This window comes from Stutzerimonas stutzeri (assembly GCF_000219605.1).
Lineage (GTDB): Bacteria > Pseudomonadota > Gammaproteobacteria > Pseudomonadales > Pseudomonadaceae > Stutzerimonas > Stutzerimonas stutzeri.
The window spans coordinates 4,215,502-4,241,294 of record NC_015740.1; the positions used below are offsets into that span (position 1 = coordinate 4,215,502).

Sequence of the window (25,793 nt, forward strand, 5' to 3'; positions counted from 1 at the left end):
TTTAGACTTGCCGTTCCATCCACCACGCCCTGCCGTTGCCCTATGCGCCTATCCCGCTTCTTCATCGACGCCCCTCTTTCCCTCGGCCAGCATGCGTTACCCGAGGCATCGGCTCATTACATCGGGCGGGTCCTGCGCCTGTCGGCCGGCAGCGCGGTGCAATTGTTCGACGGCAGCGGTGCCGAGTACCGCGGCGAACTGCTGGAGGTGGGCAAGAAGAGCGTCAGCGTGGAACTGCACGAACGCCTGACGGGAATGCCGGAATCACCGCTGCGAATCCACCTCGGTCAGGGCCTGTCCCGTGGCGAGCGCATGGACTGGGCGATCCAGAAGGCTACCGAGCTGGGTGTCAGCGAGATCACCCCGCTGATCAGCGAGCGATGCGAGGTCCGCCTCAACGATGAGCGCGCCGACAAGCGCCTGGCCCATTGGCGACAGATCGCCATCAGCGCCTGCGAGCAGTGCGGCCGCTCGGTACTGCCGATCATCCATGCGCCGGTCACGCTGCGCGACTGGCTGGACGTCGAGGCCGACCTCAAGCTCGTGCTGCACCCGGTGGCCGAGCCGCTGGCAAGCCATGCCAAGCCGCAGAGCCTGGCATTTCTGATCGGCCCGGAGGGCGGCCTGAGCGATAACGAAGTCGAGCTGGCCAGCGGCCAGGGGTTTCTGCCGGCCCGGCTCGGCCCGCGCGTATTGCGCACCGAGACCGCACCGGTGGTGGCGTTGAGCGTGGCGCAGCAGCTGTGGGGCGACTTCTAGCCGCGGACCGCAGTCAGATCAGGCCGGCGTCTGCCAGCTTCTGCTCCAGGCCGACCAGGTCGGGAATACGTGCCTGCATATCACCGAGGTTGACCGCATCCAGCTCCAGCGGTGCAAGTTCCACGTCCGCCCGCGCCAGGCTCGCATCGACCTTGATCGAATGCGGAATGCCCTGCACCAGCAGGGCAATGAACTTGACGTGATCGCGCCCGCCGACAGCGTTGAGCACGGCCACCCGCGCGGCGCTGCCCACCGGCTGCGGCTCGCCGCTGGAGGCGGCCTCGAATGACAGCAATGGCAGACTCAGGTCGCGCCACTGCACCTGGCCGAGAAACCAGGCCGGCATGCCCTGTACCGCCTGTGGCGCACGGTACGGAATCAGCTCGGCTACCGCCACGTTGGGTACCAGCAGCATGCGATCGGCAAGCGGCATCAGCAGCCCGGTAAGGCTTTCCGCGTCCTGAGAAATGACCGTCTGACTCATGAATTATCCCGTTGAAAAGACGTGGTGGGCGCCCCGGCCTGGTTCACCAGATGATTGACTAGCGCCTGCGCCAGTTCTCGCGGATCGCCGCTGTAGGAGCTGTAACCGCCCTCGCGAAGGTTGTCCGGCATGCTCGAGCAGGCGCAGGAGTCGGCGCGCTGCGTCCATACCTTGCCGCCCTGACGCAGCACGTACGCCGCCGCGGCACTGCCGTCGCTACCCATGCCGCTGAAGGCAATGACACCGCAGCGGCCGCCGAACTGCTGGGCCAGGTTCAGCATCATCTGGTCGATCGAGGGGCTGTACGGCTCTGGCCAGCAGCGGCCGGTCAGGCGCGCGCTGCCATCGTCCTCGAACGCCAGCTCCTCAGTGATCGGGGCGATTACCACCTCGCCGCAGCGAACCGGCTCACCCGGGCGGACCTGCCGCACCTGCCACTGGCTATGGCGCCCCACGGCCTGGGACAGCGCCGACTCGAAGCTCGCCTCGATATGCTGGGCGTAGACGAAGCCCACCGGCAACCCGCCGGGCAAGGCATCCAGAAAGGCCTTCACCGCCTCCGGCCCGCCCAGCGAGGCTGCCAGCAGCCAGACCTGATGTGCCGGTTCTCCGGCACGCAGCGCGGAATCGGCCAGCACTGCAGGCAGCGTCAGTCGCTCCGGACGCTGCCCTTCACCCTGCAACACGTCCAGCCGTGGCCCGACGGCACGCGACGGATCGCCCACCAGGCGCTTGAGCTTGCTGAACAGGCTGCGCTCCCAGCGTGGGTAGAACTCCGAATGGCGTTCCGGCGCATGCCCTTCGCCGAACAGCACTCGCGTGGTGTCGCGCTCCAGCAAGGCATCCACCAGCGGGGAGTCTTCGGTCTGGGCCAGATCCACCAGCCACAGGTCCGCTTCGGTGCTATCCAGATCGGCAGGTTCAAGGCGCGCCGGGTCGTTGTTCAGCACCACCTGATAGCCACTTCCGGTCAACGCCTGCTGCAGCACGTGACGCTGCAGCGAGGTATCGGCGAGTACCGCAATACGGGTGGAGAGCACTTCAGACATCGGCGTGGACCAGGCGCTGGATGGCCTCGAGCAGGACGGACTCCTGGTACGGCTTGCCCAGGTATTCGTTGACGCCGATGCTCAACGCGCGATCCCGGTGCTTCTCGCCGGTACGCGAAGTGATCATGACGATCGGCAGGTCCTTGAGGCGCTCGTCATGGCGCACCAGCGTGGCGACCTCGAAGCCGTCCATGCGAGGCATCTCGATATCCAGCAGCATGATGTCCGGCTTGCGCTCCTGCAGCTGGGTGATCGCATCCACCCCATCCTTGGCGGTCAGCACGTTCATGCCGTTGCGCTCCAGCAGGCGGCTGGTGACCTTGCGCACAGTGACCGAGTCGTCGACCACCATGACCAACGTCGGCCGCTCGCTTTCCACCTCGACGGATTCGGGCAGCTGATCGATCAGCCTCGGCTGTTGCTGCTGAATGATCTGATGCGCATGCAGGACACGAATGGTGGCCAGCAGATCGAGAATCACCACCACGCGACCGTCGCCGAGGATGGTCGCGCCGGAGATGCCATGGACGCCGGCGAACTGCGGGCCGAGGCTCTTCACCACGATCTCGCGCGAGCCGGCCAGGCTGTCGACCTGCACCGCGACACTGTGCTCCTTGGAGCGCACCAGAATCACCGGCAGCGGCAGACTCTGTCCGACCAGCTTCGGCTTCTGCCCGTTGTTCAGCAGATCGCCGAGGTAACGCAGCTCGTAGGCCTGACCGGCATATTCGAAGCGCGGCGCATCCGGCTGGTAGTAAGCCTCCAGCTCGTACGGCGAAACCCGCACGATACCTTCGATGGTGTTCAGCGGGATCGCATAGAGGTCCTCGCCCGAGTAGACCATCAGCGCCCGGTTGACCGACACCGTGAACGGCAGGCGAATCAGGAAACGCGTGCCCTGGCCCAGCGTCGATTCGATGCTCATGGAGCCACCGAGCTGCTTGACCTCCGAATGCACGACGTCCATGCCGACACCACGGCCGGAGATCTGCGTGACGCGCTCGGCGGTGGAGAAACCGGCCTCGAGGATGAATTGCAGGATCTCGTGTTCGGACAGACCGCTGTCGGCGGACATCAGGCCGCGTTCGATCGCCTTGCGCCGCACCGCCTCGAGGTTGATGCCGCCACCGTCGTCCGTCAGCGTCAGGACGATATCGCCGCCTTCACGCGCCAGATCCAGGCGGATCGTGCCCTGCTCGGATTTGCCGGCGGCACGGCGCCGTTCGACCGACTCGATACCGTGGTCCACGGCATTGCGCAGCATATGCTCCAGCGGCGCGACGATTCGCTCGAGCACGCTGCGGTCCATCTCGCCGGTGGCGTTGCCGACCAGGAACTCGACCTGCTTGCCGAGTTCACCGGCCACCTGCCGGACGATACGACGCAGACGCGGCACCAGCCGCTCGAAGGGCACCATGCGCGTACGCATGAGGCCTTCCTGAAGCTCGGTATTGACGCGTGCTTGCTGCAGCAGCAGGGTTTCGGCATCGCGGTTACGCGCAGCGAGGGTTTCCTTCAGGTCGAGCAAGTCGGAGGCCGACTCGAACAGCGCCCGGGACAGCTGCTGCAGCTGCGAATGGCGGTCCATCTCCAGCGGATCGAAATCGTCATAGCCGGCCCGCTCGGCCTCGGCCTGATAACGGCTGAGAATCTGCGCCTGGGTTTCGGTATCCAGCCGGCGCAGCTGATCGCGCACGCGCTCGATGGTCGCTTCCATTTCGCCGAGCGTGAACCCGACGTCGCTGACTTGCTGCTCCACTCGACCCCGGAAGATCGAGGTTTCACCAGCCAGGTTGACAAGCCCTTCCAGCAGTTCCGCCGGCACCTTGACCAGTTCCTGTGGTGCTCGACGCGCAGCGGCTTCCTGAGCGGCCTGCTGGGCGCGCCGAATAAACGGCAGGACCTTTGCCGGCGCAGCGCTTGGCGCCGGCTGGCTGCTCGCCGCAATGATCGGCTGCGGCAGTGTCAGCGGCTCGCTCGGCAACGGCGACTCGGTCTCCTGCAGCTCCGCATGCTGTGGCTCCGAATACAGCGGCTCGGCGCTATCGCTGGCAAGGCTGTCGCGCAACTGCTCGACGTCCTTGAGCAGCGCGTCATAACCCTGTTGTACATCGAGGAACAGACTGTCCGGCCAGGGGGCGCCCTGTTGCTGCGCCTCGCTCAGGCGCTGCTCCAGATCATGGGCCATGTTGCCCAGGGCAGTCTGCCCCGCCAGGCGTGCCCCGCCCTTGAGGGTGTGCAACACGCGAAGCATGTCAGCCAGGGGCGCCGCGTCCTCGCGGCCAGCATCCCAGCGGCCCAGGGCCGACTCCATCTCTTCCAGCAGGTCGTCCGCTTCCTCGACGAAGATATCGAGGATCTCGGCCTCGGCCGACTGCTGCGCATCCTCCTGCGCAGCCTTCAGCGATACGCTGCTGGGGATGCTCAGCTGTTCCTCGGGGTTGTTGCGAAATCGGCGAATCGTCTCGATCAGCGCATCACCGCTAGGAATCGGATTGTGCGCCCGCACCGCTTCGAGCATCTCCGCCAGACGGTCCTGGCAGGCCTGCAGGAGGCCGAACAGCTCGGAACTGGCTCGGTAGCTGCCCGCGCACAGCCCCTCATAGAGAAACTCGAGTTCATGGGCGAGATCACCGATCTCGCGGATATCCGCCATCCGTGCGCCACCTTTGAGGGTGTGCAGGTCCCGCTGCAGTGCTTCGAGCTCGAAGCTGTTGTCGACATCCGCCATCCAGCGCTGTAACCCGCCGGCCGCGCTTTCGATAAGGTCGAAGCCCTCCTCCAGGAAGATCTCCACCAGCTCGGGGTCGCGATCTACCAGCTCTGGCTGACGATCGACCGCTTCGGCTCGCGGGGCATCCGCAGCCACCTCGAACGAAGCGGGCGCGTCTTCGATTTCAGGCAATTCGAGCTCGATCTCGTCCTGCGCTTCGCTGAACGAGGCCTCGGAGGCTTCAACGTCCTCCAGGGGACTGACTGCTTCACCCTCTTCGCTGGTGAATGACTCATCGATGTCAGCCAGTGGCAGATCGATGACCTCCATGACCGGAGGCTGGTCCGGCACAGCGTCAAAAGCGTCCTCGCCCTCGAGTGGCTCCTCGAACGTATGGGACTCATTACCCTGATCCGGCTGCGCCTCGGCAACTACGTCCTCGGCTTCGAACGCAGGAAAAGCGCCCTGACGAAAGGCGCGCATCGACTCGATCAGAGCATCGGCGCAGCTCATCGGCAGCTGGCGTTGCAGTTGTTCGAGCTGCAGGGCCAAGTGATCGTGGCTGCGCTGCAACAGCGTCGCCAACTCGACGGAGTGGACGTAACGGCCGTCGGAGAGACCTTCATAGAGCGATTCAAGCTCGTGCGCCAGGTCACCGATCGGGCGAATGGAGGCCATCCGGGCGCCACCCTTGAGGGTATGCAGGTCGCGCAATAGCGCCGAGAGGGCCATCTGATTGGCGGGATCGGCAAGCCAGCGATCCAGCGCCTGGCCTGCGCTCTCCATGAGATCGACCGCCTCATCGAGAAATATCTCGACCATTTCATGGTCGAGATCATCCTGCGCTTCGTCAACCACAGGATCGGCCGGCCACGCTTCGGCTTCGGCTTCGGCTTCGGCTTCGGCTTCGGCTTCGGCTTCGGCTTCGGCTTCGGCTTCGGCTTCGGCTTCGGCTTCGGCTTGCAATTGTGTAACGGGCGCGGGCTCGGCCGCTGCAACCTGCGGCTCGGCAAATGACTGCGCAAGATCCAGCGGGTCTATCGCCTCGGCCAGCAACGCCTCCAGACGCGCCAGCAGTTCAGACTGCTCGCTGACCTGCAGCGCTGCCGCCACCTGGTCCATCATCCCGACCAGCGCTTCATGACCGCGCTCGACATCATCGAAGAAGCGCTCGCTGACGGCGAGTCGGCCCTCTTCGACGACGGCATACAGGCGCAGCAGGACCTGACACAGGGCCTCCATCTGCGGCAGATCGGCCATCTTGGCACCCTGCCCGAGCGTGGTCAGCTCCTGCAGCAGGGCGGACAGCTCCTGGCGCTCGGCCGGATGCTCACGCCAGCTGCGCAACAAGTCTTCTGCGTCCAGCAGAATATCCATGCCACGGAGAGAAACAGCGCAATCATGCTCGGATCGCGCGCCTCGCCTGCATCGTTCTGCTGGCGGGCACCCGCCTCGACCAGTCGCGCCTGATGCAACGCATGCACCTTGGCCAGGAACGCGGGAGCCCCTTCGATCGGTGCCAGCGGTTCATGGTCGAGATTGACCAGCCCCTGCCGCAGCAGCGACTCGGCCTCGTGCAGCAACTCGGCTTCCGCCAGGTCCATCTGGATCAGGTTGGTCTTGAATTCCTTGACCATCTTTTCCAACGGCGTCGCGATTTCCGCAACGGGCAGGATGCCGGCCATGTGCGCACTGCCCTTGAGGGTGTGCAGCGCGCGCTGCAATGCATCGGTCACCGGTTGGGGCAGGCGCTGCGCGCAATCTGCGAGAAAGCTGACGAGCGTGGTCAGGTGCGACTCTGCCTCGTTGCGAAAGATTTCCAGCAACTGCGGGTCCAGCGCATCGTCATCGTTTTCAGGCAGAACCGCCTGAGGCGCTTCGGCGATCGGTGCGGGCTGTGGGTCCACGTCAGGCACAAAGGCCTCGACAACCTCAGCGACGGGCTGAGGCAGCGCTACCGACTGCCCCTTGGCCAGCGCATGTGCGGTGGCGGCCAATCGATCGACATCGTCACGCTGGCGCTGCGCCTTGGCGGCGAACTCCTCGACCAGCGCTGGCATCAGCTCGACGACGTCACGCACCACCTGCCTGACCGAGTCGCCGGCGACGATGGTGCGATCCAGGACGCGATTGAGCAGGTTCTCGATGGACCATGCGAGTTCGCCGATGATCAGCGCCCGCACCATCCGCCCGCTGCCCTTGAGGGTGTGGAATGCACGGCGGACTTCACCCAGTGCATCCTTGTCATCACTGTCGGAGAACCAGCGCGGCAGGTATTCACCGATGGTTTCCAGGACTTCAGCGGCCTCTTCGATGAAGACTTCAAGCAGGTCTTCATCGACCGGCTCCTCGTCAGCAGGCGGAGGCAGGAGGCTTGGCGGAACATCCTGTGCCGGCGGATTGATGGCGGTAACCGGCGCGGCCATCACCTGCTCCAGGCTGATTGCCGGCTCGGGTTCGACAACGGGAGCTGCTTCGGGCTGCGTGAAGTCAGGTAGGGTCACTTCGGGAAGATCGAGCTCGGCAACCTGCGCCACGCTCCAGTCGTCCAGGCTCGGCTCCTCGCCCGCCGTCTCGGCAAGAGCCGGAGCAGCCGACGACTCATGATCCGGCAGACTGAAGACGATCTCATCGTCCGCGGAGGTTGAATCCCCTAGCGTCCACTCGGGCTCGAATTCCACCGCCTCGATCTCGGGTTCGGCTTCCGCGGGGTCGAGCAGCAATTGCGACTCGCTGGCGAACGCCGGCTCCGATGCGTCCGGTTGTTCTTCTTCAGAGGACTCGACAAAGGCGAACGTCTCGGGACTCACCTCCGGCTCTTCCGGAAGCACTTCGATCTCGTCCAGCGGATCCAGCATCTCGGATTCGGCGATCTGCTCTTCCGGTTGCGGCTTCTCTTGTCCCAGCGAATAACCCAGGTTCTGCAGACTCTCCTCGGCCACATCGAGAATCAGGTCGCCTTGCGTCCCGCAGTCTTCCGACAGTCGCTCCAGGTAGTACTCGACGCTGGTGATCGCATCCGCGAGGGTGTCCAGGCTCTGCCAGTCGGGCACAGCCTGGCGGGCCAACAGCTGGTCCTGAATGTAGCTGTTACAAGCCTGCAGCAGCGCTGCAGCACGCTCCAGCGGAATCATGGCCAGGCCGCCACGGACCTGGGTCAGCAGATCGGGAACGCGCGCCAGGTGCTCGTGATTCCATTGCGAGGCGATGAACTCGATGATCGCATCCTTCGCCTGTTCCAGCCCGTTGCGCGCTTCGCGAATAACCAGCTGGTGAATCTGAGCCACATCGGTGGTCGGCAGATGATTCGCTTCGCTGCGCTCCTCCGCAGGGCCTCCGACCATGCCGGCGAGCGTGGCCTCGACATAGAGCAATGCTCCGGCGATATCCATCAGCACGGCGTCGTCGGGCGCCTGCCGTCCCTGCGCAACGGACTGGACCAGGGCGATCTGGTCGAGAATGATCTTGCGCGGCTGCGCGAAGCCGAGCACCGCCAGGGTGTCGGCGATCTGCTTGAGCGGCACTTCGAGGCTCGCAAGCTCGGAAATGACCTTGCGATCGCTGCGCACGAACAGATCAAGACTGTCCTTCACGCGGACCAGTTCTTCGCACAGTGCCGTGACCACCGAGCGCATCGCGCCTCGGTCCGGGCCAGCCAGCTGGGCGCGTTCCTGATCAACCACGGCGCTGTCCGGCAGCGCTTCATCGAGGCGATAGTGCTGCTTGAGCGTCTGGATGCGCGGCGTCTGCCCGGGCGCCTTGGCGACATAGAAGAGCAGGTTCTTGATCAACTCATCAGGCGCAGCCTGGTTGATACCATCTGCGCCCTCCTCGACTAGCCGCTTGAGCTGCTTGTCCACCTGCCGCAGCAGGGTGCGAACCGATGTGCCGTTGCTCACACCACCACTGGCCAGGCCTTCGACCAGCCCCGAAGCGATCTGCCAGAGCGCAGCCAGCGGCGCATCCTTGCAAAGCTGTTCCAGGCGGGCAAATACCCGAGCCATATAGCCCAGATTGGTCGGAAGATCCTGGTTGCGGATCACGCCCACCAGTGCGACTTGCAGCATCTGGCGCAGCTTGCGCAGCAACGCCGGCAGCTCCTCGGTGCGCAGGCGCTCGACGGACTCGCGGGAAAGCGCCGGGGTGCGCCCGGAGAGATCGGGCGAGAATAGACTGGTTTCCGAGAGCAGCTTTTCGCCACGGGCGGCACGCAGATCATTGAGCAACGGCAGGACGACCATCGGCAGGTCGCGACGGGCGCTCTGGATGCGATCCAGATAGACGGGAAGCTGCAGGATGGCCTGCATCATCACCTCGAGCGCTTCGCCCTGGTTGGCCACGCGGCCTTCGAGCAGCGCACGCGCGAGCTGCTCCATTTCCTCGGCGAGCAGTGCCGCGCCGAAGAACTCGACCATCTGCAGAGTGCCATGTACCTGATGCACATAGGTCAGGCAAAAGCTCATCCGAGTCGAGTCCTGTGGATTCTCGACGAACGCCTCCAGCGCCTGACGCGCCTGCTTAAGCGTTTCGGCAATCTCGCCTTTCACCCACTCCAGGGCGACATAATCGTGCCGATCACCCATAGCGACTCCGCTCATAAACTTTTCCGGGTAAAAGCCAGAACCTGATCATTGGCAACCGGAAGCAGATCCGGATGTTGCCAGCCGACCACCTCGCCTACGCCTATCACCAGCAGTCCCCCTGGGGCCAGGCACTCGGCCAGGCGATTGAGGATGTCGCGACGACGCCAGCGGCGGAAGTAGATCAACAGGTTCTGGCAAAAAATGACGTCCATGCCGGAGATCGGCGAATTCGCCAGCTCCAGCACATTGAGCCTTGCAAAGCAAACGCGTGCAGCGAGATCAGGGACGACTTCAAAACGATCATCGGGTAACGACAGGAAGTAGCGCTCACGCAATGCCGGCTCGACCTGCTCCAGCCGACGGGCGCTGTAGACCGCCGCGCGACACTTGGCCAGGGCGCTGAGGCTGATGTCGGTGCCGGTAACCCCGAAACCCACCTTGGCCGAGCTATGCGCCTGTGCCTCGGCAGCGGTCATCGCCAGCGAGTAGGTTTCCTCGCCACTTGCACAACCCACGCTCCATAACGTCAGCGGCCGATCGCCCGCCCTTTGCTCCAGACACTGGTCCAGATGAGCCTTCAGCAACTCGAAGGAAGCGGGATGGCGAAAGAAGCGCGTCTCCTGGACCGTCAACCGATCCATGAGCGTCGACCATTCGACCGCACCTCGCGGACCGGACGTAACCTGACGATAGTAGGTGGCATAGTCGGGAGCCCCGACTTCGCGCATCCGTGCACTCAGGTTGGCCTGCAGGAAACTGCGCCGCTGCTCGCTGACGACCATGCCGGAACGCTCTTCGAGAAGCGTCTGCCAATCATGGAATTCCGCCGGCGACATATCGGCCAGGGGCTCCAATGCCCAGTCCAACCTCGGCTGCATGCCCTGCCCCTCGCTCGTGATCATCGGCGGCAGCCATCAATGACTGCCGCACCCATCAAGTCAGGCCTGATCCTGAGCATCCGGCAGGGTAAAACCGGAAACGGAATGGCGCATCTCGTTGGCCATCTTCGCCAGGTTACCAATGCTCTTGGCAGTAGCGGTGGTACCCGACGACGTTTGCGAGGTGATCTCCTGGATCACGTTCATGGTGTTGGAGATGTGACCAGCCGAGGAAGCCTGCTGGCGTGCCGCGTTGGAAATGTTCTGGATCAGCGCCGCCAGGGTCTTGGATACCTTCTCGATCTCTTCCAGTGCCACCCCGGCGTCCTGCGCCAGACGGGCTCCGCGCACCACCTCGGCGGTGGTCTGTTCCATCGAGATGACCGCCTCGTTGGTGTCGGTCTGAATGGTCTTAACCAGCGCCTCGATCTGCTTGGTCGCCGCCGACGAACGCTCCGCCAGACGCTGTACTTCGTCCGCTACCACCGCGAAGCCTCGGCCTGCGTCACCCGCCATGGAGGCCTGGATCGCCGCGTTGAGCGCGAGGATGTTGGTCTGGTCGGCAATGTCGTTAATCAGGCTGACGATGTCACCGATCTCCTGGGACGATTCGCCGAGACGCTTGATCCGCTTCGACGTGTCCTGGATCTGCTCGCGAATGTTGTCCATGCCGGTGATGGTGTTGTGCACCACCTCGTTGCCCTTGTTGGCAATGGCTACCGAGCGCTCCGCTACCGCCGACGACTCCGCGGCGTTGGCCGATACCTGGTCAATCGACACCGCCATCTCGTTGATTGCCGCCGACGCACCGGCGATCTCCTGCGCCTGATGCTCGGAAGCCTCGGCGAGGTGCATGGCCGTCGCCTGGGTTTCCTGGGCCGCGCCCGATACCTGCACGGCAGTCTGGTTGATGGTGGCTACCAGTTCACGCAGCTGGTCGATGGAGTAGTTGATCGAGTCGGCGATCGCACCGGTGAAATCCTCGGTTACGGTGGCGGCTACCGTCAGGTCACCGTCAGCGAGGTCGCCGATCTCGTCCAGCAGTCGCAGAATCGCTGCCTGGTTACGTTCGTTCTTCTCGGCGGTTTCGCTCAGGCGGCGACGTGCCTCCTGAACCATCACCAGGCCGATGAGAATGATCGCTGCCAGTGCAAGCGCACCCAGCACGTAGCCGATGATGGTGTTGATGTAACGCGCATCGGCGCGATTCTGCAGGCCTTGCGACAGCGCAGAGGTCTTGTCCAGCAGGGTCTGGGAAACTTCGAAGATGCTGTTCGCCGATTCGCGCACCTGGAACAGTTCCGGCGACGTCTCGAGAATCTCGTCCACCGAGCCGGATACGAACTGGAACAGCTCGGAAATTTCGGAAAGGCGATCGCGTGCCTCTTCGTCGGCAACCGCGGTGATGCCCATGGCGACGTTGCCTTCGATCATGGCGTTCAGAACCCGCCCGAACAGACTGGCATCACGACCGAACATGTCCGCCGCCTGGACCGAATCCTGGTCACCGGAAAGCACCTTGTTCACCGAACCGAGGATACGCTCCGCCAGCAACGACTGACGCTGCGCTACCGATACCTGAGCCGCAGGCGCACCGCTCTCCAGCAGGATGTCGACGACTTCCTCGTATTCGACCTGAAGCTGGGGAATGGTTTCTGCCAGGGTGCTGGCAACCTGATGCAGCGAGAGAACGGTTTGTTCACTGGAGAGGATGGCGTCGGTGTCGCGACGCAGCGTGTTCCAGTCCTGCTCTACGGCATTGACTTCCGCGCGCAGCGACTCGGGCACGGCGGGCAGGCCAATGCTGTCGTTGCCCTGAGACAGATAACCCCAGCGCTGGTTGAAGTCGTTACGAGCCTGTTTCAGGGAAGCGAAAGCATCCTGTGTTCCCGTTGCCGCTTCCACGGCGTCCTTGGCGATCTGCTGGGACAGTACGCGCAGCTCTCCAGCGTGAGCGATGTACTCGTTATCGTGATCCGCTTGCGTATTTACGTACGCGAAGTTCGCGAACAGCAATACGATCGAAACGATCAGCACGATAAACAAACCGGTGATCAGCGTATTGCTGCGCACCCCGCTCAACAAAGCATTAGCATTCATTTTGATCATTATCCGGCCCCCGCCTGGACCTCCGTGCGCTTCCATCCAAGAACCAAAAGGCCGACCTCGGTCGACCCCACCTACAACTCAATAAGCGACGTCTAGAAACGCCTGATGTGTTGCCAGAGCGTGCGGGCTGAAGACCAGCCAGGGCTGCTCGCGCTGGAACACACCATGAATGAACGGTTGAATCGATGCCTCGATCGGAGGCAGCTCCTCGGAAAAGGTCTCCACCGGGAAGTGCTGCATGCCGAAGACTTCGTCGACGGTCAATCCGGCAAACACTTCCTGATGATCAACGACCAGTACCCTGCGCTGCTTTCGCAATGGCGAGAGCTCAAGTCCGAAATATCCACAAAGGTCCATTACCGGCAGCAATCTGCCACGGACGTTCGCTACGCCCTTGACCCAGCTCTTGACGCCGGGCAGCAACGTATATCGAGGCTCATGCAGGATTTCACCGACCTCTCCCATCGGAGCGACGAACAGTCGCCCGCCCATCCGGAAACCGATCCCTCCCCAGGTTTGTACGGCTTCCTGCTGCGAAGGCAGACCGGCCGCATAGCTGCGGCATCGTTTATCTAGCTCCAGCAACTGCTGAAACGGCGTTTGCATGTCAGGCATGCTGGCCACGTCCCTTTGTCCGAGTGTTGGCTACCCCGGCATCAGCCTGCCAGAACGGCATTCAGGGTTTTCAGCAGTGTCGCTTCGTCCACCGGTTTGGTCAGGTAATCCTTGGCCCCCTGGCGCTTGCCCCAGACCTTATCGGTTTCCTGATCCTTGGTGGTAACGATGATCACTGGAATGTGACTGGTTTCAGAATCTTTGGTGAGCTGGCGCGTAGCCTGGAAGCCGTTCAAGCCAGGCATGACGATATCCATCAGCACGGCGTCCGGTTTTTCCTGGCGAGCCAACGCTACGCCGTCGGCCCCATTCTCGGCCTTGAGCACCACATGACCATGCTTCTCCAGCATGGCGGTGAGCTTGTACATTTCGGTCGGCGAATCATCAACAATCAGAACGCGAGCCATGATTTCTCCATTAGGAAGGCTTCAGCGGCAAACAATGCCGAACTTCAGGACGCTTGCTCCACCGGCGCGAAATCAGGGACATGAGCCTTGATTGCACCGAGCAGCTCTTCTTTGCTGAACGGTTTGGTGAGGTATTGATCGGAGCCGACAATGCGCCCCTTCGCCTTGTCGAACAGGCCGTCTTTGGAAGACAACATGATCACTGGCGTCGACTTGAAGGAACTGTTGTTCTTGATCAACGCGCAGGTCTGATAACCGTCCAGCCTGGGCATCATAATATCGACAAAGATGATGCGGGGATGAGTATCCGCAATCTTGGCGAGGGCATCGAAACCGTCCACTGCGGTGATGACATCGCAACCTACTTTCTTCAGCAGGGTTTCAGCAGTGCGACGAATCGTTTTCGAATCGTCGATCACCATGACCTTCAAGCCCTCGGAGTGCTGTTCCATTTCGCCCTACCATCGCCTCGGTGAGTCGTAGTTTATCGTTATGTCAGTGCGCCGGAGGCCCTGCCACCGATGGGCTGCACCCAATCGCCGGACCTTTTTAGCACACTCCTCCTGGCCACGCTATCAACCGGAAAAGCAACCGGATTTTCCTTGACCCAGTGCACAACCACGGCCAATCTGCAGCGACCTTTTGCGCCACCGGCGGCACGTTGCCGCCCATAGCTGGAGAAACTCTCATGACCGTTCGCGTCGGGATCATCATGGACCCTATCGCGCAGATCGCCTTCAAGAAGGACAGCTCGCTTGCCATGCTGCTGGCCGCCCAGGCGCGAAGCTGGACACTCTTCTATATGGAGCAGCGAGACCTTTATCAGCTCGGCAACCAGGCCCGCGCACGCATGCGCTCGCTGCAGGTCTTCGACGACCCGCAGCACTGGTTCGAGACAGGCGAGGAGGTCGACATGGCCCTTGCCGACCTCGATGTGATCCTCATGCGCAAGGATCCGCCATTCAACAGCGAGTACGTCTACGCAACCTATCTGCTGGAACTGGCGGAAAAGGCGGGAACGCTGGTGGTCAACCGTCCACAGAGCCTGCGCGACTGCAACGAGAAGTTCTTCGCCACTCAGTTTCCGCAGTGCACACCGCCGACCTTGGTCAGCCGACGCTCCGACATTCTCCGCGAGTTTGCCAACGAGCACCGTGACATCATTCTCAAACCCCTGGACGAAATGGGCGGCGCCTCGATCTTCCGCCATCGCGAGGGCGACCCCAACCTGTCCGTGATCCTCGAAGTGCTGACCGAGCATGGCAGCCGGCAGATCATGGCGCAGCGCTACATTCCGGCGATCAAGGATGGCGACAAGCGCATCCTGATGATCGATGGCGAGCCGATCCCCTACTGCCTGGCGCGGATTCCCGCGGCTGGCGAGACACGCGGCAACCTGGCCGCCGGCGGCCGCGGCGTGGCGCAACCGCTGTCCGATCGCGACCGCGAGATCGCGGCTATCGTTGGGCCGCAGCTGCGTGAACGTGGCCTGCTGTTCGTCGGCCTGGATGTCATCGGCGATTACCTCACCGAGATCAACATCACCAGCCCGACCTGCATCCGGGAAATCGACAATGCCTTCGATACCCGTATCGGCGAACGCCTCATGGACGCGATCGCGGCCAAGCTGCAAGCTTGAACCAGCTAACAGCTTTGAGTTCGGAGCTTGCGACGGCGAGCTCAAAGCCGGCAGACTGCGCGGCACTTCGAGCCGACCCGACACGCGATGAACGCCGCTATCCGCCATCCTGCGCCTGAAACGACCCGAGTCCGCCCCGCGGACCGGCTCGGCTTCACGCTTTTCCTGGCTGCTGCACTGCACTTGGCCCTGATCCTCGGCCTGGGCTTCACGCTGTCCGAACCGAAGCAGATCAGCAAGACGCTGGAAATCACCCTCTCGACGTTCAAGAGCGAGGAAAGGCCCAAGGACGCGGATTTCCTCGCCCAGGACAACCAGCAGGGCAGCGGCACGCTGGAGCACAAGGCGTCGCCGAAGACCACCGAGCAGGCGCCCTTTCAGGACACCGAAGTCCGCAAAGTCACTCCGCCCGCCGCACCGCCGCCCAGCACCCGGCCTGAGCCGGCCAAGACGGTCGTCACCACGCGCAGCCCGCAGCAGCAGAAGGCAGAGGTCAAGCAGCAGACGCAACCACAGCCCGAGCCGCAGTCTGCCCCGGCATTCGACAGTTCGCAGCTGAGCGCCGAGATCGCCAGCCTGGAGGCCGAACTGGCGAAGGACGTCGAGCGCTACGCCAAACGACCGCGGGTCAGCCGACAGAACAGCGCGGCCACGATGCGTGACATCAGCGCCTGGTATCGCGACGAATGGCGCAAGAAAGTCGAGCGCATCGGCAACCTCAACTACCCCGACGAAGCCCGCCGCCAGCAGATCTACGGCAGCCTGCGCATGCTCGTCACCATCAACCGCGACGGCACCGTGCAGGAACTGCGCGTGATCGAGTCGTCCGGCCAGCCGGTGCTCGATGATGCCGCACTGCGCATCGTTCGCCTGGCCGCGCCGTTCGCCCCCTTCACCGGCGAACTGGCGCAGAAGTACGATCAGGTCGAGATCATCCGCACCTGGCGCTTCGAACGCGGTGACCGGCTGTCCAGCCGCTGAGACGCACGCGGGACCAACGGTCGCAGCTGTAGCCGGAATGCGGTGCAACGCTTAAGCTAACGCGCATGAAAAGCACCGCGCCCAGCTACCTCAAGCATCACTTTCTGATCGCCATGCCGCAGATGGCCGATCCGAACTTTGCCCAGACGCTGATCTACCTGATCGAGCACGGCCCGGAAGGCGCCATGGGGCTTATCGTCAACCGCCCAAGTGGCCTGAGCCTGGCCGATGTGCTCGAGCAGCTGCGCCCGGACGAACCGATTCCGGCACTGTGTCAGAGCCTGCCTATCTTCGCAGGCGGCCCGGTGCAGACCGACCGCGGCTTCGTCCTGCATTCGGCCGAGCAGCAGTTTCAGGCGACCTTGATGCTCGGCCCGCTCGGCATGAGCACGTCCCAGGATGTGCTGTTCGCCATTGCCGACGGTCAGGGCCCGCAGCGGCATTTCGTGGCGCTGGGCTACGCCGGCTGGGAAGCCGGCCAGCTGGAAGCGGAGCTGGCCGACAATACCTGGCTGAGCTGTCCGGCCGACCCACAGATCCTGTTTGACCTCCCCCACGATCAGCGCCTGCAGGCAGCCGCCGCCTCGCTGGGCGTCGACCTGCGCCTGCTCAGCACCCAGGTCGGCCACGCATGAGCACGCCGCGGCTGCTGCTCGGCTTCGACTATGGCACCAAGCAGATCGGCGTCGCCGTCGGCCAGGTCGTGACCGGCCAGGCCCGCGAGCTGTGCGTGCTCAAGGCGCAGAACGGCGTACCCGATTGGCAGCAGATCGAGGCGCTGTTGCGCGAATGGCAGCCCGACGCGCTGGTGGTCGGCCTGCCGCTGAACATGGACGGCAGTCCGAGCGAGATGAGCGCTCGTGCAGAGAAATTCGCCCGCCGCCTCAACGGCCGCTTCAACCTGCCGGTGCACACCCACGACGAACGCCTGACCACCTTCGAGGCCAAAGGCGAGCGGCTGCGCCAGGGCCAGCACGGAGGCTATCGCGAACGGCCGGTCGATGCCCTGGCCGCCGCCCTGTTACTGGAAGGCTGGCTGAACGATCACGCCGGCGCCTGATCCCGAAAGGAGACCCCATGATCCTGCCAAATCCCGAACAGCTGCTGCCCGAGATGACCGAGGCACTGGAGCGCTACCTGAACGAGCGCGACATCCGCGAGCCGCGCTTCATCGGCATTCGTACAGGCGGAGTCTGGGTCGCCCAGGCGCTGCTCGAAGCACGCGGACAGAGCGAACCGCTCGGCGTGCTCGACGTGTCCTTCTACCGCGACGATTTCACTCAGAAGGGCTTGCATCCGCAGGTGCAGCCTTCGGAGCTGCCATTCGAGATCGAGGGCCAGCACCTGGTGCTGATCGACGACGTACTGATGACCGGCCGTACCATCCGCGCCGCGCTCAACGAGCTGTTCGACTACGGCCGGCCTGCCAGCGTGACCCTCGTCTGCCTGCTCGACCTCAACGCCCGCGAACTGCCGATCCGGCCTGACGTGGTCGGGGCGACGCTGTCGCTGGCGCCGGATCAGCGCATCAAGCTGCTTGGCCCGGCGCCGCTGGCGCTCGAGCCGCAGCGACTGGAAGCCAGCCAGTCCTGACGCCGGCACCCTCCATCTAACGCCTATCTCCCGCTGCCCACCGAGATCCTGCGATGACGCCCACTGACGCCAAGCGCCCGCTACAGCTGAACGACCAAGGCCAGCTGCGCCATTTTCTCTCCCTCGACGGCCTGCCCCGCGAGCTGCTCACCGAGATTCTGGACACCGCCGACTCCTTCCTCGAGGTCGGCGCGCGAGCGGTGAAGAAGGTTCCGCTGCTACGCGGCAAGACCGTCTGCAACGTCTTCTTCGAGAACTCCACCCGCACCCGTACCACCTTCGAACTGGCGGCCAAGCGCTTGTCGGCCGACGTCATCACGCTCAACGTCTCGACTTCCTCCACCAGCAAGGGCGAGACCCTCACCGACACCCTGCGCAACCTGGAAGCCATGGCGGCGGACATGTTCGTGGTGCGCCACGCGGATTCCGGAGCCGCGCATTTCATCGCCGAGCACGTCAGCCCCGACGTGGCGGTGATCAACGGCGGCGACGGCCGCCATGCGCATCCAACCCAGGGCATGCTCGACATGCTCACCATCCGCCGGCACAAGGGCAGCTTCGACAATCTTTCGGTGGCCATCGTCGGCGATATCCTGCACTCGCGGGTGGCGCGCTCGAACATGCTGGCCCTGCGTACCCTGGGCTGCCCTGACATCCGTGTGATAGCGCCGAAAACGCTGCTGCCGGAAGGCATCGAACAGTACGGCGTGCGCGTATTCACCGACATGAACGAAGGCCTGCGCGACGTCGACGTGGTGATCATGTTGCGCCTGCAGCGCGAACGCATGCAGGGCGGTCTGCTGCCCAGCGAAGGCGAGTTCTACAAGCTCTACGGCCTGACCACCCAGCGCCTGGCGCTGGCCAGGCCGGACGCCATCGTCATGCACCCGGGCCCGATCAACCGCGGCGTGGAGATCGAGTCCGCGGTGGCCGACGGCCCGCAGTCGGTCATTCTCAACCAGGTCACCTACGGCATCGCCATCCGCATGGCCGTGCTGTCCATGGCGATGAGCGGCCAGACCGCGCAGCGCCAGATCGATTCCGAATCCGTATCCGAGGAGCAGCAGTGATGGTGGCAACAAGAATCCTCGGCGCGCGCGTTATCGACCCCAACAGCGGGCGCGACGAAGTCGCCGATATTTTCCTGCAGGATGGCAGGATCACGGCCATTGGCCAGGCTCCTGCCGGCTTCGAGGCTCAGCAGACAATCGATGCGCAAGGCCTGATCGCCGCACCCGGGCTCGTCGATCTCTCGGTCGCCCTGCGCGAGCCGGGCTACAGCCGCAAGGGCACGATCGCCAGTGAAACCCTGGCTGCGGCAGCCGGCGGCATCACCAGTCTGTGCTGCCCACCGCAGACGCGTCCGGTACTGGACACCGCCGCGGTGGCCGAGCTGATCCTCGACCGCGCCCGCGAATCCGGCCATGCCAAGGTCTTCCCGATCGGTGCGCTGACCCGTAACCTGGCCGGGGAACAGCTGTCCGAGCTGGTCGCCTTGCGCGAGGCCGGCTGCGTCGCTTTCGGCAATGGGCTCACCGAGTTCGCCAGCAACCGCAACCTGCGCCGCGCCCTGGAATACGCCGCCACCTTCGACCTGACGGTGATCTTTCATTCCCAGGACAGCGACCTGGCCGAAGGCGGCCTCGCCCATGAGGGTGCCGCCGCCAGCTTCCTGGGCCTGTCCGGCATTCCGGATACCGCGGAAACCGTGGCCCTGGCGCGCAACCTCCTGCTGGTGGAGCGCTCCGGCGTGCGCGCGCACTTCGCTCAGCTGACCAGCGCCCGCGGTGCGGAGATGATCGCCCAGGCCCAGGCGCGTGGCTTGCCGGTAACCGCCGACGTGGCCATGTATCAGCTGATCCTCACCGACGAGGCGCTGCACGGCTTCTCCAGCCTCTACCACGTGCAGCCGCCACTGCGCGGCACGGCCGATCGCGACGGCTTGCGCGAAGCGGTCAAGGCGGGCGTGATCTCGACGATTTCGAGCCACCATCAACCGCACGAAGCCGACGCCAAGCTGGCGCCGTTCGGTGAAACCGAGCCGGGGATCAGCAGCGCGGAGATTCTTCTGCCACTGGCGATGACGCTGGTGGACGACGGCTTGCTCGACCTGCCGACCCTGCTGGCGCGCCTCACCAGCGGCCCGGCCGCCGCGCTGCAACTGTCCGCCGGCAGACTGCAGGCCGGCCAGTCCGCCGACCTGGTGCTGTTCGACCCGCACAGCTCGACCCTGGTTGGCGAAAGCTGGTACTCGAAAGGGCGCAACTGTCCGTTCATGGGCCATTGCCTGCCGGGTTCGGTGCGCTACACGCTCGTCGACGGCCACATCAGCTACCAGGCCTGAGCGCAGACGGCCGGGGCGGCTGCTCGCCCGCTCCGGCCCAAGGCTTCTCGGCCGAACTCAGACCCGCGCGCGATTGCGCTCGGATATCTGTGTGTTCAGCGTCCAGAAGTCGTAGAGCACGCCGATGAAGAACAGCCCGCCGGTGAACAGGTAGAGGATGCCGGTGATCCACTTGCCCTGATACATGCGGTGCACGCCGAAGACGCCGAGAAAGGTCAGCAGGATCCAGCCCACCGTGTAATCGATAGGTCCCGGCTGGAAGCGCAGGTCCGCTTCGCGATCCATCGAGGGGATCAGGAACAGGTCGATGATCCAGCCGATGAAGAACAGGCCGAGGGTGAAGAACCAGATGGTGCCGGTGATCGGCTTGCCGTAGTAGAAGCGGTGGGAGCCGAGAAAGCCGAATATCCACAGGAGATAACCGATCAGCGTGCTGTGAGTGTTCTGCCGCATCCGAACCTCGATAGGCGGTTGAGTGAATGACGAACAGCTTATCCGATAATTCGCTCAGCCAGCGCCGCCAGACGGCCACCGAAGCCGTCGCCTGCCGTGATACTGTATATGCAAACAGTACTCATGGTTCCCGTCATGCAACTGATCGACAAACTCAGCGTGCTCGCCGACGCTGCCAAGTACGACGTTTCGTGTGCCAGCAGTGGCGCGCCGAAGCGCTCGTCCAAAGGCAAGAGCGGGCTCGGCGCCACCGATGGCATGGGCATCTGCCACAGCTTTACCCCGGATGGTCGCTGCGTGGCGCTGTTGAAGATCCTGCTCACCAATTTCTGCCTGTACGACTGCCAGTACTGCGTCAATCGGCGCTCCAGCGACGTACCCCGCGCACGCTTCACGCCGGAGGAGGTAGTCGAGCTGACGCTGGACTTCTATCGCCGCAATTGCATCAGCGGGCTCTTCCTCAGTTCCGGCATCATCCGCTCGGCCGACTACACCATGGAGCAGCTGGTGCGGGTCGCCAGGCTGCTGCGCGAAGAGCATGAATTTCGCGGCTACATCCACCTCAAGACGATTCCCGATGCCGACCCGCTGCTGATCGCCGAAGCCGGGCGCCATGCCGACCGGCTCAGCGTGAACATCGAGCTGCCGACCGAGAGCAGCCTGATTCGCCTGGCCCCGGAAAAACAGGTGCTGACCATCAAGCAGGCCATGCACACCATTCATCAGGGCGAGGCCGAGGCCAGCGCGGAGAAGCGTGCACCGCGTTTCGCTCCTGCCGGGCAGAGCACGCAGATGATCGTTGGCGCCGATGACACCGACGACCGCACCATCCTGCATACCGCGCAGTCCCTTTACGGCGACTATCGCCTGCGGCGGGTCTACTACTCCGCGTTCAGCCCCATTCCGCACAGCCCGAAAAGCGTGCCGTTCGCCGCACCGCCACTGTTGCGCGAGCATCGGCTGTACCAGGCGGATTTTCTCATGCGCGGCTATGGTTTCTCGGCCGGCGAACTGCTCAGCGGCCCCGGTAACCTTGCCCTGGACGTAGACCCGAAACTGGCCTGGGCGCTGGCCAACCGGGAACATTTCCCGATCGACCTCAACCGTGCCGAACCGACCATGATTGCCCGCGTTCCCGGTATCGGCGTGCTCAGCGCCAAGCGACTGGTGGACTTGCGACGGCACAAGCGCATCCGCTTCGAGGACCTGACCCGCCTGCGCTGCTCGCTGGAAAAGGCCAAGCCGTTCATCGTCACCCATGACTACCGCCCCAGCCTCGCCGGGCAGGAATCGGCGGCGTTGCGGCAGCACCTGCGCGACGGCTCGCCAACGCAGATGGCGCTCTGGTGATGTGCACGGTGCGCTTCGACGGAAGCTTCCAGGGCTGGCGAGACGCGGCGCGGGTGCTGCTGCAGGAGCAGATCGCACCGCATGAGGTGAACTGGGTAAGCGGCGGAGATGTCGGCTTGTTCGATGAGCCGATGCCCGCGCCAGCAGCCACCGACGGGCCGCGCATCCGCGTACCTCGGCAGCTCCTCGATGAGTTGGAGATGGCCGCACGCTTTCGCACCGAGCATCGCTGGAGCCTGCTGTATCGCGTGCTCTGGCGGGTCATACAGGGCGACGCCAGCGCCAGAATGGCGGGCGATGTCGATGGCAGCGAGCTGCATGCACGAATCAAGGCGGTTCGCCGCGAGGCGCACCATCTGCATGCCTTCCTGCGCTTCAGCCCGCTGGAAGATGGCGACGGCCCGCGGCATGTGGCCTGGTTCGAACCGGCTCACGACGTGCTGCCATGGGCCGCACACCATTTCGCCGAGCGCATGGGCGAGAACAGCTGGCTGATCGCGACACCGGACGATGGTGTCTGCTGGAACGGTCAGACCCTTCATCACGTCCGCCCCTGCCCGCCACAATGGCAGCGCCTGGCGCAGAGCGCTGCCGACCCCGGCGGCGAACTATGGAAGGCCTATTACGAGAGCACCTTCAATCCGGCCCGATTGAACCGCAGCGTGCTGCAAAGCAACCTGCCGGTACGGTTCTGGAAGAACCTGCCCGAAGGCATGCTGATTCCGCAACTGATGAGTCGCGCACGCGCCGGTGCGCAGCGTGATGGCCAGGCCGAGCGCGTTGCCGCCCGGCAGGGCAAGCGCATCGGCCGGCAACCGGACGCGGACGCTTAACGGAAGCGCCGGCCCGGGTCCTCGTCGCTGACCTCCAGGCTCAGGCCCTGGGATACGCTGGTCAGGTGCTCACCGTCGGTTTCCGAACCCAGCTTGATCAGCAGTCGCAGGTCGTTGGCCGAGTCAGCATGCAGGCAGCAGGGCATCTTCGTAGGTGATCTCGCCCTGCACGTAGAGGTTGTACAGCGCCTGGTCGAAGGTCTGCATACCCAGCTCGGTGGAGCGCTTCATCAGCGATTTCAGCTCGTGCACCTCGCCCTTGCGGATCAGGTCGGCCGCCAGCGGCGTATTGATCAGCACCTCGATGACCGCACGACGACCCTTGCCGTCCGGGGTCGGCACCAGCTGCTGGGCGACGATGGCCTTGAGGTTGAGCGACAGGTCCATCCAGACCTGGTTGTGCCGGTCCGGCGGGAAGAAGTTGATGATGCGGTCCAGCGCCTGGTTGGCGTTGTTGGCGTGCAGCGTGGCCAGGCACAGGTGGCCGGTTTCGGCGAAGGCGACCGCGTAATCCATGGTTTCGCGGGTACGGATCTCGCCGATGAGGATCACGTCCGGCGCCTGGCGCAGGGTGTTCTTCAGCGCCACCTCGAAGGAGCTGGTGTCGATGCCCACTTCGCGCTGGGTGACGATGCAATTCTGGTGCTGGTGAATGAATTCGATCGGGTCTTCGATGGAGATGATGTGCCCGCTGGAGTTCTTGTTGCGGTAGCCGATCATCGAGGCCAGCGACGTCGACTTGCCGGTACCGGTGGCGCCGACGAACAGCACCAGACCACGTTTGGTCATCGACAGCTTCTTCAGGACGTCCGGCAGCTTCAGTTCTTCGATGGTCGGGATGTTGGTCTCGATGCGACGCAGCACCATGCCGGCCAGGTTTCGCTGATAGAACGCGCTGACACGGAAGCGGCCGATGCCGCGGGCGCTGATGGCGAAGTTGCATTCGTGGTTCTCGGTGAACTCGCGGCGCTGCTGCTCGTTCATCACGCCGTGCACGGTTTCCCGGGTCATCTCCGGCGACATGGGCGTCTTGCTCACCGGCATGATCTTGCCGTTGACCTTCATCGACGGCGGCACGCCAGCCGTGATGAACAGATCGGAGCCGCCTTTTTCGACCATCAGGCGCAGAAGTTTCTCGAATTCCATCGTCGTACTCGCAATCGTGGCAAGCGCCGCACCGGGCGGCGTCCGGGGTTGTCAGGCGTTTAGAAATTCTCGGGCTGCTTGGCCTTTTCCCGCGCGCTGTCGCGGCTGATCAGGCCCTTGGCCAGCAGCCCCTTGAGGCACATGTCCAGGGTCTGCATGCCGAGCGAACCGCCGGTCTGGATCGCCGAGTACATCTGCGCCACCTTGTCCTCGCGGATCAGGTTACGGATCGCCGGGGTGCCGATCATGATCTCGTGGGCCGCGACGCGGCCGCCGCCGATCTTCTTCAGCAGGGTCTGCGAGATCACCGCCTGCAGCGATTCGGAGAGCATCGAGCGGACCATGGACTTTTCTTCGGCCGGGAACACGTCGACCACGCGGTCGATGGTCTTGGCGGCGGAGGTGGTGTGCAGCGTGCCGAACACGAGGTGGCCGGTTTCCGCGGCGGTCAGTGCTAGGCGAATGGTTTCCAGGTCGCGCATCTCGCCCACCAGGATGATGTCCGGGTCTTCACGCAAGGCCGAGCGCAGCGCCTCGGAGAAGCCCAGGGTGTCGCGGTGCACCTCACGCTGGTTGACCAGGCACTTCTTCGACTCGTGGACGAATTCGATGGGGTCTTCGATGGTGAGGATGTGGTGGTATTTGGTGTTGTTCAGGTAATCGAGCATCGCCGCCAGAGTGGTCGACTTACCCGAGCCGGTCGGCCCGGTGACCAGCACCAGCCCGCGCGGCACGTCGGTGATCTTGCGGAAGACCTCACCCATGTTGAGGTCCTCCATGGTCAGCACCTTGGAGGGAATGGTCCGGAACACGGCGCCGGCGCCGCGGTTCTGGTTGAAGGCGTTGACGCGGAAGCGCGCCACACCCGGCACCTCGAACGAGAAGTCGGTTTCGAGGAATTCCTCGTAATCCTTGCGCTGCTTGTCGTTCATGATGTCGTAGATCAGCGCATGCACCTGCTTGTGGTCCATGGCCGGCAGATTGATGCGCCGCACGTCACCATCGACGCGGATCATCGGCGGCAGGCCGGCGGAAAGGTGCAAATCCGACGCACCCTGCTTGGCGCTGAAGGCCAGCAGTTCAGTGATATCCATGGGACTCCCCAATTACAAGCGAGCAGGTAGAATGCCGCGCAGACCCCAAGGCGGCGGGCGCAAGTAATGTCCACGATAGAGAAGAATATTGCAAAGGTCGGAGCACGCATCCGTGAGGCGGCGCAAGCTGTGGGTCGTGAGCCCGCCACGGTGGGCCTGCTGGCCGTCAGCAAGACCCAGCCAGCCGCTGCCATTCGCGACGCATTGGCCTCCGGCCTGCGCGATTTCGGCGAGAACTATCTGCAGGAAGCGCTGGACAAGCAGGCCGAGCTGGACGACCTGCCGCTGACCTGGCATTTCATCGGCCCCATCCAGTCGAACAAGACCAAGGCCATCGCCGAACACTTCGACTGGGTGCACTCGGTGGACCGCCTGAAGATCGCCCAGCGCCTCTCCGATCAGCGCCCCGCGGCGCTGCCGCCGTTGAACATCTGCCTGCAGGTGAATGTCAGTGGCGAGGCCAGCAAGTCCGGCTGTGCACCGCAGGAGGTGCAGCAGCTGGCGCGGGCGATCACCGCGCTGCCACGACTGCGCCTGCGCGGTCTGATGTGCATCCCGGCCCCCAGCGAGGATCCGGCCGAGCAACGCGCCGCCTTCGCCCGTCTGCGGCAGCTTCGCGACGAGCTGGCACTTGATCTGGATACGCTGTCCATGGGCATGAGTCAGGATCTGGAAGCTGCCATTGCCGAAGGTGCGACCTGGGTTCGCATCGGCACTGCTCTCTTCGGCGCCCGTGACTACGGCCGCCCTCAATAAAGGAATC

20 protein-coding genes and 2 pseudogenes are annotated in these 25,793 nt (G+C 63.9%); 11 read left to right on the plus strand and 11 right to left on the minus strand.

Annotation, left to right across the window (positions count from 1 at the left end):
- Positions 1–42: 42 nt before the first annotated feature.
- Entirely contained in the window at positions 43–759 is a 717-nt protein-coding gene (locus PSTAB_RS19390) for a 16S rRNA (uracil(1498)-N(3))-methyltransferase (protein WP_013984312.1), read from the plus strand.
- A gap of 13 nt (positions 760–772) precedes the next feature.
- Here PSTAB_RS19390 and PSTAB_RS19395 read toward each other — a convergent pair whose 3' ends face one another.
- The 8 genes and pseudogenes from PSTAB_RS19395 to pilG all read right to left on the minus strand — a co-directional run bounded on the left by PSTAB_RS19395 (position 773) and on the right by pilG (position 14,049).
- A complete protein-coding gene (locus tag PSTAB_RS19395) occupies positions 773–1,243 on the minus strand; it encodes a chemotaxis protein CheW (protein WP_011914952.1) in 471 nt (156 codons plus the stop codon).
- Positions 1,240–2,292 (minus strand): chemotaxis protein CheB, encoded by a 1,053-nt coding sequence (locus tag PSTAB_RS19400; RefSeq protein ID WP_013984313.1) that lies wholly within the window; start codon positions 2,290–2,292, stop codon positions 1,240–1,242. The genes PSTAB_RS19395 and PSTAB_RS19400 overlap by 4 nt, the downstream gene beginning before the upstream one ends.
- Positions 2,285–9,588 (minus strand): annotated as a pseudogene (locus PSTAB_RS19405) (Hpt domain-containing protein). The gene PSTAB_RS19400 and the pseudogene PSTAB_RS19405 overlap by 8 nt, the downstream one beginning before the upstream one ends.
- Before the next feature lie 11 nt (positions 9,589–9,599).
- On the minus strand, positions 9,600–10,466 hold the full coding sequence (locus PSTAB_RS19410) for a CheR family methyltransferase (RefSeq protein ID WP_026012435.1): 867 nt from the start codon (positions 10,464–10,466) through the stop codon (positions 9,600–9,602).
- 60 nt (positions 10,467–10,526) lie between these two features.
- The gene (locus PSTAB_RS19415) at positions 10,527–12,575 is read right to left on the minus strand and encodes a methyl-accepting chemotaxis protein (RefSeq protein WP_013984315.1); all 2,049 of its coding nucleotides are present in this window, start codon (positions 12,573–12,575) and stop codon (positions 10,527–10,529) included.
- A gap of 78 nt (positions 12,576–12,653) precedes the next feature.
- Positions 12,654–13,190, minus strand: a complete 537-nt coding sequence (locus PSTAB_RS19420; RefSeq protein WP_013984316.1) for a chemotaxis protein CheW — start codon at positions 13,188–13,190, stop codon at positions 12,654–12,656.
- Positions 13,191–13,231: 41 nt separating this feature from the next.
- Positions 13,232–13,597 (minus strand): twitching motility response regulator PilH, encoded by a 366-nt coding sequence (gene pilH, locus PSTAB_RS19425; protein WP_003297216.1) that lies wholly within the window; start codon positions 13,595–13,597, stop codon positions 13,232–13,234.
- Positions 13,598–13,641: 44 nt separating this feature from the next.
- Complete coding sequence (gene pilG / locus PSTAB_RS19430; protein WP_003282729.1) at positions 13,642–14,049, minus strand: twitching motility response regulator PilG; 408 nt, start codon at positions 14,047–14,049, stop codon at positions 13,642–13,644.
- Positions 14,050–14,285: 236 nt separating this feature from the next.
- Here pilG and gshB point away from each other — a divergent pair, with 236 nt between their 5' ends.
- The 7 genes from gshB to PSTAB_RS19465 all read left to right on the plus strand — a co-directional run bounded on the left by gshB (position 14,286) and on the right by PSTAB_RS19465 (position 20,154).
- Positions 14,286–15,236: a glutathione synthase gene (gshB, locus tag PSTAB_RS19435; protein ID WP_013984318.1), complete on the plus strand. Its 951-nt coding sequence runs from the start codon at positions 14,286–14,288 to the stop codon at positions 15,234–15,236.
- Between the two features lie 87 nt (positions 15,237–15,323).
- Positions 15,324–16,217, plus strand: a complete 894-nt coding sequence (locus tag PSTAB_RS19440) for an energy transducer TonB (RefSeq protein WP_041771886.1) — start codon at positions 15,324–15,326, stop codon at positions 16,215–16,217.
- A 65-nt stretch (positions 16,218–16,282) separates the two neighbouring features.
- Positions 16,283–16,852, plus strand: coding sequence for a YqgE/AlgH family protein (locus PSTAB_RS19445; RefSeq protein ID WP_011914961.1), 570 nt, complete (start codon positions 16,283–16,285; stop codon positions 16,850–16,852).
- Entirely contained in the window at positions 16,849–17,277 is a 429-nt protein-coding gene (gene ruvX / locus PSTAB_RS19450; protein ID WP_011914962.1) for a Holliday junction resolvase RuvX, read from the plus strand. The genes PSTAB_RS19445 and ruvX overlap by 4 nt, the downstream gene beginning before the upstream one ends.
- A gap of 17 nt (positions 17,278–17,294) precedes the next feature.
- Positions 17,295–17,810 carry a bifunctional pyr operon transcriptional regulator/uracil phosphoribosyltransferase PyrR gene (pyrR, locus tag PSTAB_RS19455; protein WP_011914963.1) on the plus strand — a complete coding sequence of 172 codons (516 nt, stop codon included), beginning with the start codon at positions 17,295–17,297 and terminating at the stop codon, positions 17,808–17,810.
- A gap of 53 nt (positions 17,811–17,863) precedes the next feature.
- Positions 17,864–18,880 carry an aspartate carbamoyltransferase catalytic subunit gene (locus PSTAB_RS19460; RefSeq protein ID WP_011914964.1) on the plus strand — a complete coding sequence of 339 codons (1,017 nt, stop codon included), beginning with the start codon at positions 17,864–17,866 and terminating at the stop codon, positions 18,878–18,880.
- Positions 18,880–20,154: a dihydroorotase gene (locus PSTAB_RS19465; RefSeq protein ID WP_013984320.1), complete on the plus strand. Its 1,275-nt coding sequence runs from the start codon at positions 18,880–18,882 to the stop codon at positions 20,152–20,154. The genes PSTAB_RS19460 and PSTAB_RS19465 overlap by 1 nt, the downstream gene beginning before the upstream one ends.
- A gap of 57 nt (positions 20,155–20,211) precedes the next feature.
- Here the strand turns inward: PSTAB_RS19465 and PSTAB_RS19470 are convergent, their stop codons facing one another.
- A complete protein-coding gene (locus tag PSTAB_RS19470; protein ID WP_011914966.1) occupies positions 20,212–20,607 on the minus strand; it encodes an NINE protein in 396 nt (131 codons plus the stop codon).
- Positions 20,608–20,742: 135 nt separating this feature from the next.
- Here PSTAB_RS19470 and PSTAB_RS19475 point away from each other — a divergent pair, with 135 nt between their 5' ends.
- Together PSTAB_RS19475 and PSTAB_RS19480 are read left to right on the plus strand one after the other, a co-directional pair.
- Complete coding sequence (locus PSTAB_RS19475) at positions 20,743–21,957, plus strand: putative DNA modification/repair radical SAM protein (protein ID WP_013984321.1); 1,215 nt, start codon at positions 20,743–20,745, stop codon at positions 21,955–21,957.
- Positions 21,957–22,790: a TIGR03915 family putative DNA repair protein gene (locus PSTAB_RS19480; RefSeq protein ID WP_041771888.1), complete on the plus strand. Its 834-nt coding sequence runs from the start codon at positions 21,957–21,959 to the stop codon at positions 22,788–22,790. The genes PSTAB_RS19475 and PSTAB_RS19480 overlap by 1 nt, the downstream gene beginning before the upstream one ends.
- Here the strand turns inward: PSTAB_RS19480 and PSTAB_RS19485 are convergent.
- A pseudogene (locus PSTAB_RS19485) lies at positions 22,787–23,936 on the minus strand (PilT/PilU family type 4a pilus ATPase). The gene PSTAB_RS19480 and the pseudogene PSTAB_RS19485 overlap by 4 nt on opposite strands.
- Before the next feature lie 59 nt (positions 23,937–23,995).
- Positions 23,996–25,030, minus strand: a complete 1,035-nt coding sequence (gene pilT / locus PSTAB_RS19490) for a type IV pilus twitching motility protein PilT (RefSeq protein WP_011914970.1) — start codon at positions 25,028–25,030, stop codon at positions 23,996–23,998.
- Positions 25,031–25,096: 66 nt separating this feature from the next.
- Between pilT and PSTAB_RS19495 the strand changes: the two genes are divergently transcribed.
- Positions 25,097–25,786: a YggS family pyridoxal phosphate-dependent enzyme gene (locus PSTAB_RS19495; RefSeq protein ID WP_041771890.1), complete on the plus strand. Its 690-nt coding sequence runs from the start codon at positions 25,097–25,099 to the stop codon at positions 25,784–25,786.
- Positions 25,787–25,793 lie beyond the last annotated feature (7 nt).

Excerpts from the sequence above, each read along its gene's own strand:
- PSTAB_RS19390 (WP_013984312.1), top strand. The coding sequence starts at position 43 with ATGCGCCTATCCCGCTTCTTCATCGACGCCCCTCTTTCCCTCGGCCAG.
- PSTAB_RS19395 (WP_011914952.1), bottom strand. The coding sequence starts at position 1,243 with ATGAGTCAGACGGTCATTTCTCAGGACGCGGAAAGCCTTACCGGGCTG.
- PSTAB_RS19400 (WP_013984313.1), bottom strand. The coding sequence starts at position 2,292 with ATGTCTGAAGTGCTCTCCACCCGTATTGCGGTACTCGCCGATACCTCG.
- PSTAB_RS19410 (WP_026012435.1), bottom strand. The coding sequence starts at position 10,466 with ATGCAGCCGAGGTTGGACTGGGCATTGGAGCCCCTGGCCGATATGTCG.
- PSTAB_RS19415 (WP_013984315.1), bottom strand. The coding sequence starts at position 12,575 with ATGATCAAAATGAATGCTAATGCTTTGTTGAGCGGGGTGCGCAGCAAT.
- PSTAB_RS19420 (WP_013984316.1), bottom strand. The coding sequence starts at position 13,190 with ATGCCTGACATGCAAACGCCGTTTCAGCAGTTGCTGGAGCTAGATAAA.
- pilH (WP_003297216.1), bottom strand. The coding sequence starts at position 13,597 with ATGGCTCGCGTTCTGATTGTTGATGATTCGCCGACCGAAATGTACAAG.
- pilG (WP_003282729.1), bottom strand. The coding sequence starts at position 14,049 with ATGGAACAGCACTCCGAGGGCTTGAAGGTCATGGTGATCGACGATTCG.
- gshB (WP_013984318.1), top strand. The coding sequence starts at position 14,286 with ATGACCGTTCGCGTCGGGATCATCATGGACCCTATCGCGCAGATCGCC.
- PSTAB_RS19440 (WP_041771886.1), top strand. The coding sequence starts at position 15,324 with ATGAACGCCGCTATCCGCCATCCTGCGCCTGAAACGACCCGAGTCCGC.
- PSTAB_RS19445 (WP_011914961.1), top strand. The coding sequence starts at position 16,283 with ATGAAAAGCACCGCGCCCAGCTACCTCAAGCATCACTTTCTGATCGCC.
- ruvX (WP_011914962.1), top strand. The coding sequence starts at position 16,849 with ATGAGCACGCCGCGGCTGCTGCTCGGCTTCGACTATGGCACCAAGCAG.
- pyrR (WP_011914963.1), top strand. The coding sequence starts at position 17,295 with ATGATCCTGCCAAATCCCGAACAGCTGCTGCCCGAGATGACCGAGGCA.
- PSTAB_RS19460 (WP_011914964.1), top strand. The coding sequence starts at position 17,864 with ATGACGCCCACTGACGCCAAGCGCCCGCTACAGCTGAACGACCAAGGC.
- PSTAB_RS19465 (WP_013984320.1), top strand. The coding sequence starts at position 18,880 with ATGGTGGCAACAAGAATCCTCGGCGCGCGCGTTATCGACCCCAACAGC.
- PSTAB_RS19470 (WP_011914966.1), bottom strand. The coding sequence starts at position 20,607 with ATGCGGCAGAACACTCACAGCACGCTGATCGGTTATCTCCTGTGGATA.
- PSTAB_RS19475 (WP_013984321.1), top strand. The coding sequence starts at position 20,743 with ATGCAACTGATCGACAAACTCAGCGTGCTCGCCGACGCTGCCAAGTAC.
- PSTAB_RS19480 (WP_041771888.1), top strand. The coding sequence starts at position 21,957 with ATGTGCACGGTGCGCTTCGACGGAAGCTTCCAGGGCTGGCGAGACGCG.
- pilT (WP_011914970.1), bottom strand. The coding sequence starts at position 25,030 with ATGGATATCACTGAACTGCTGGCCTTCAGCGCCAAGCAGGGTGCGTCG.
- PSTAB_RS19495 (WP_041771890.1), top strand. The coding sequence starts at position 25,097 with ATGTCCACGATAGAGAAGAATATTGCAAAGGTCGGAGCACGCATCCGT.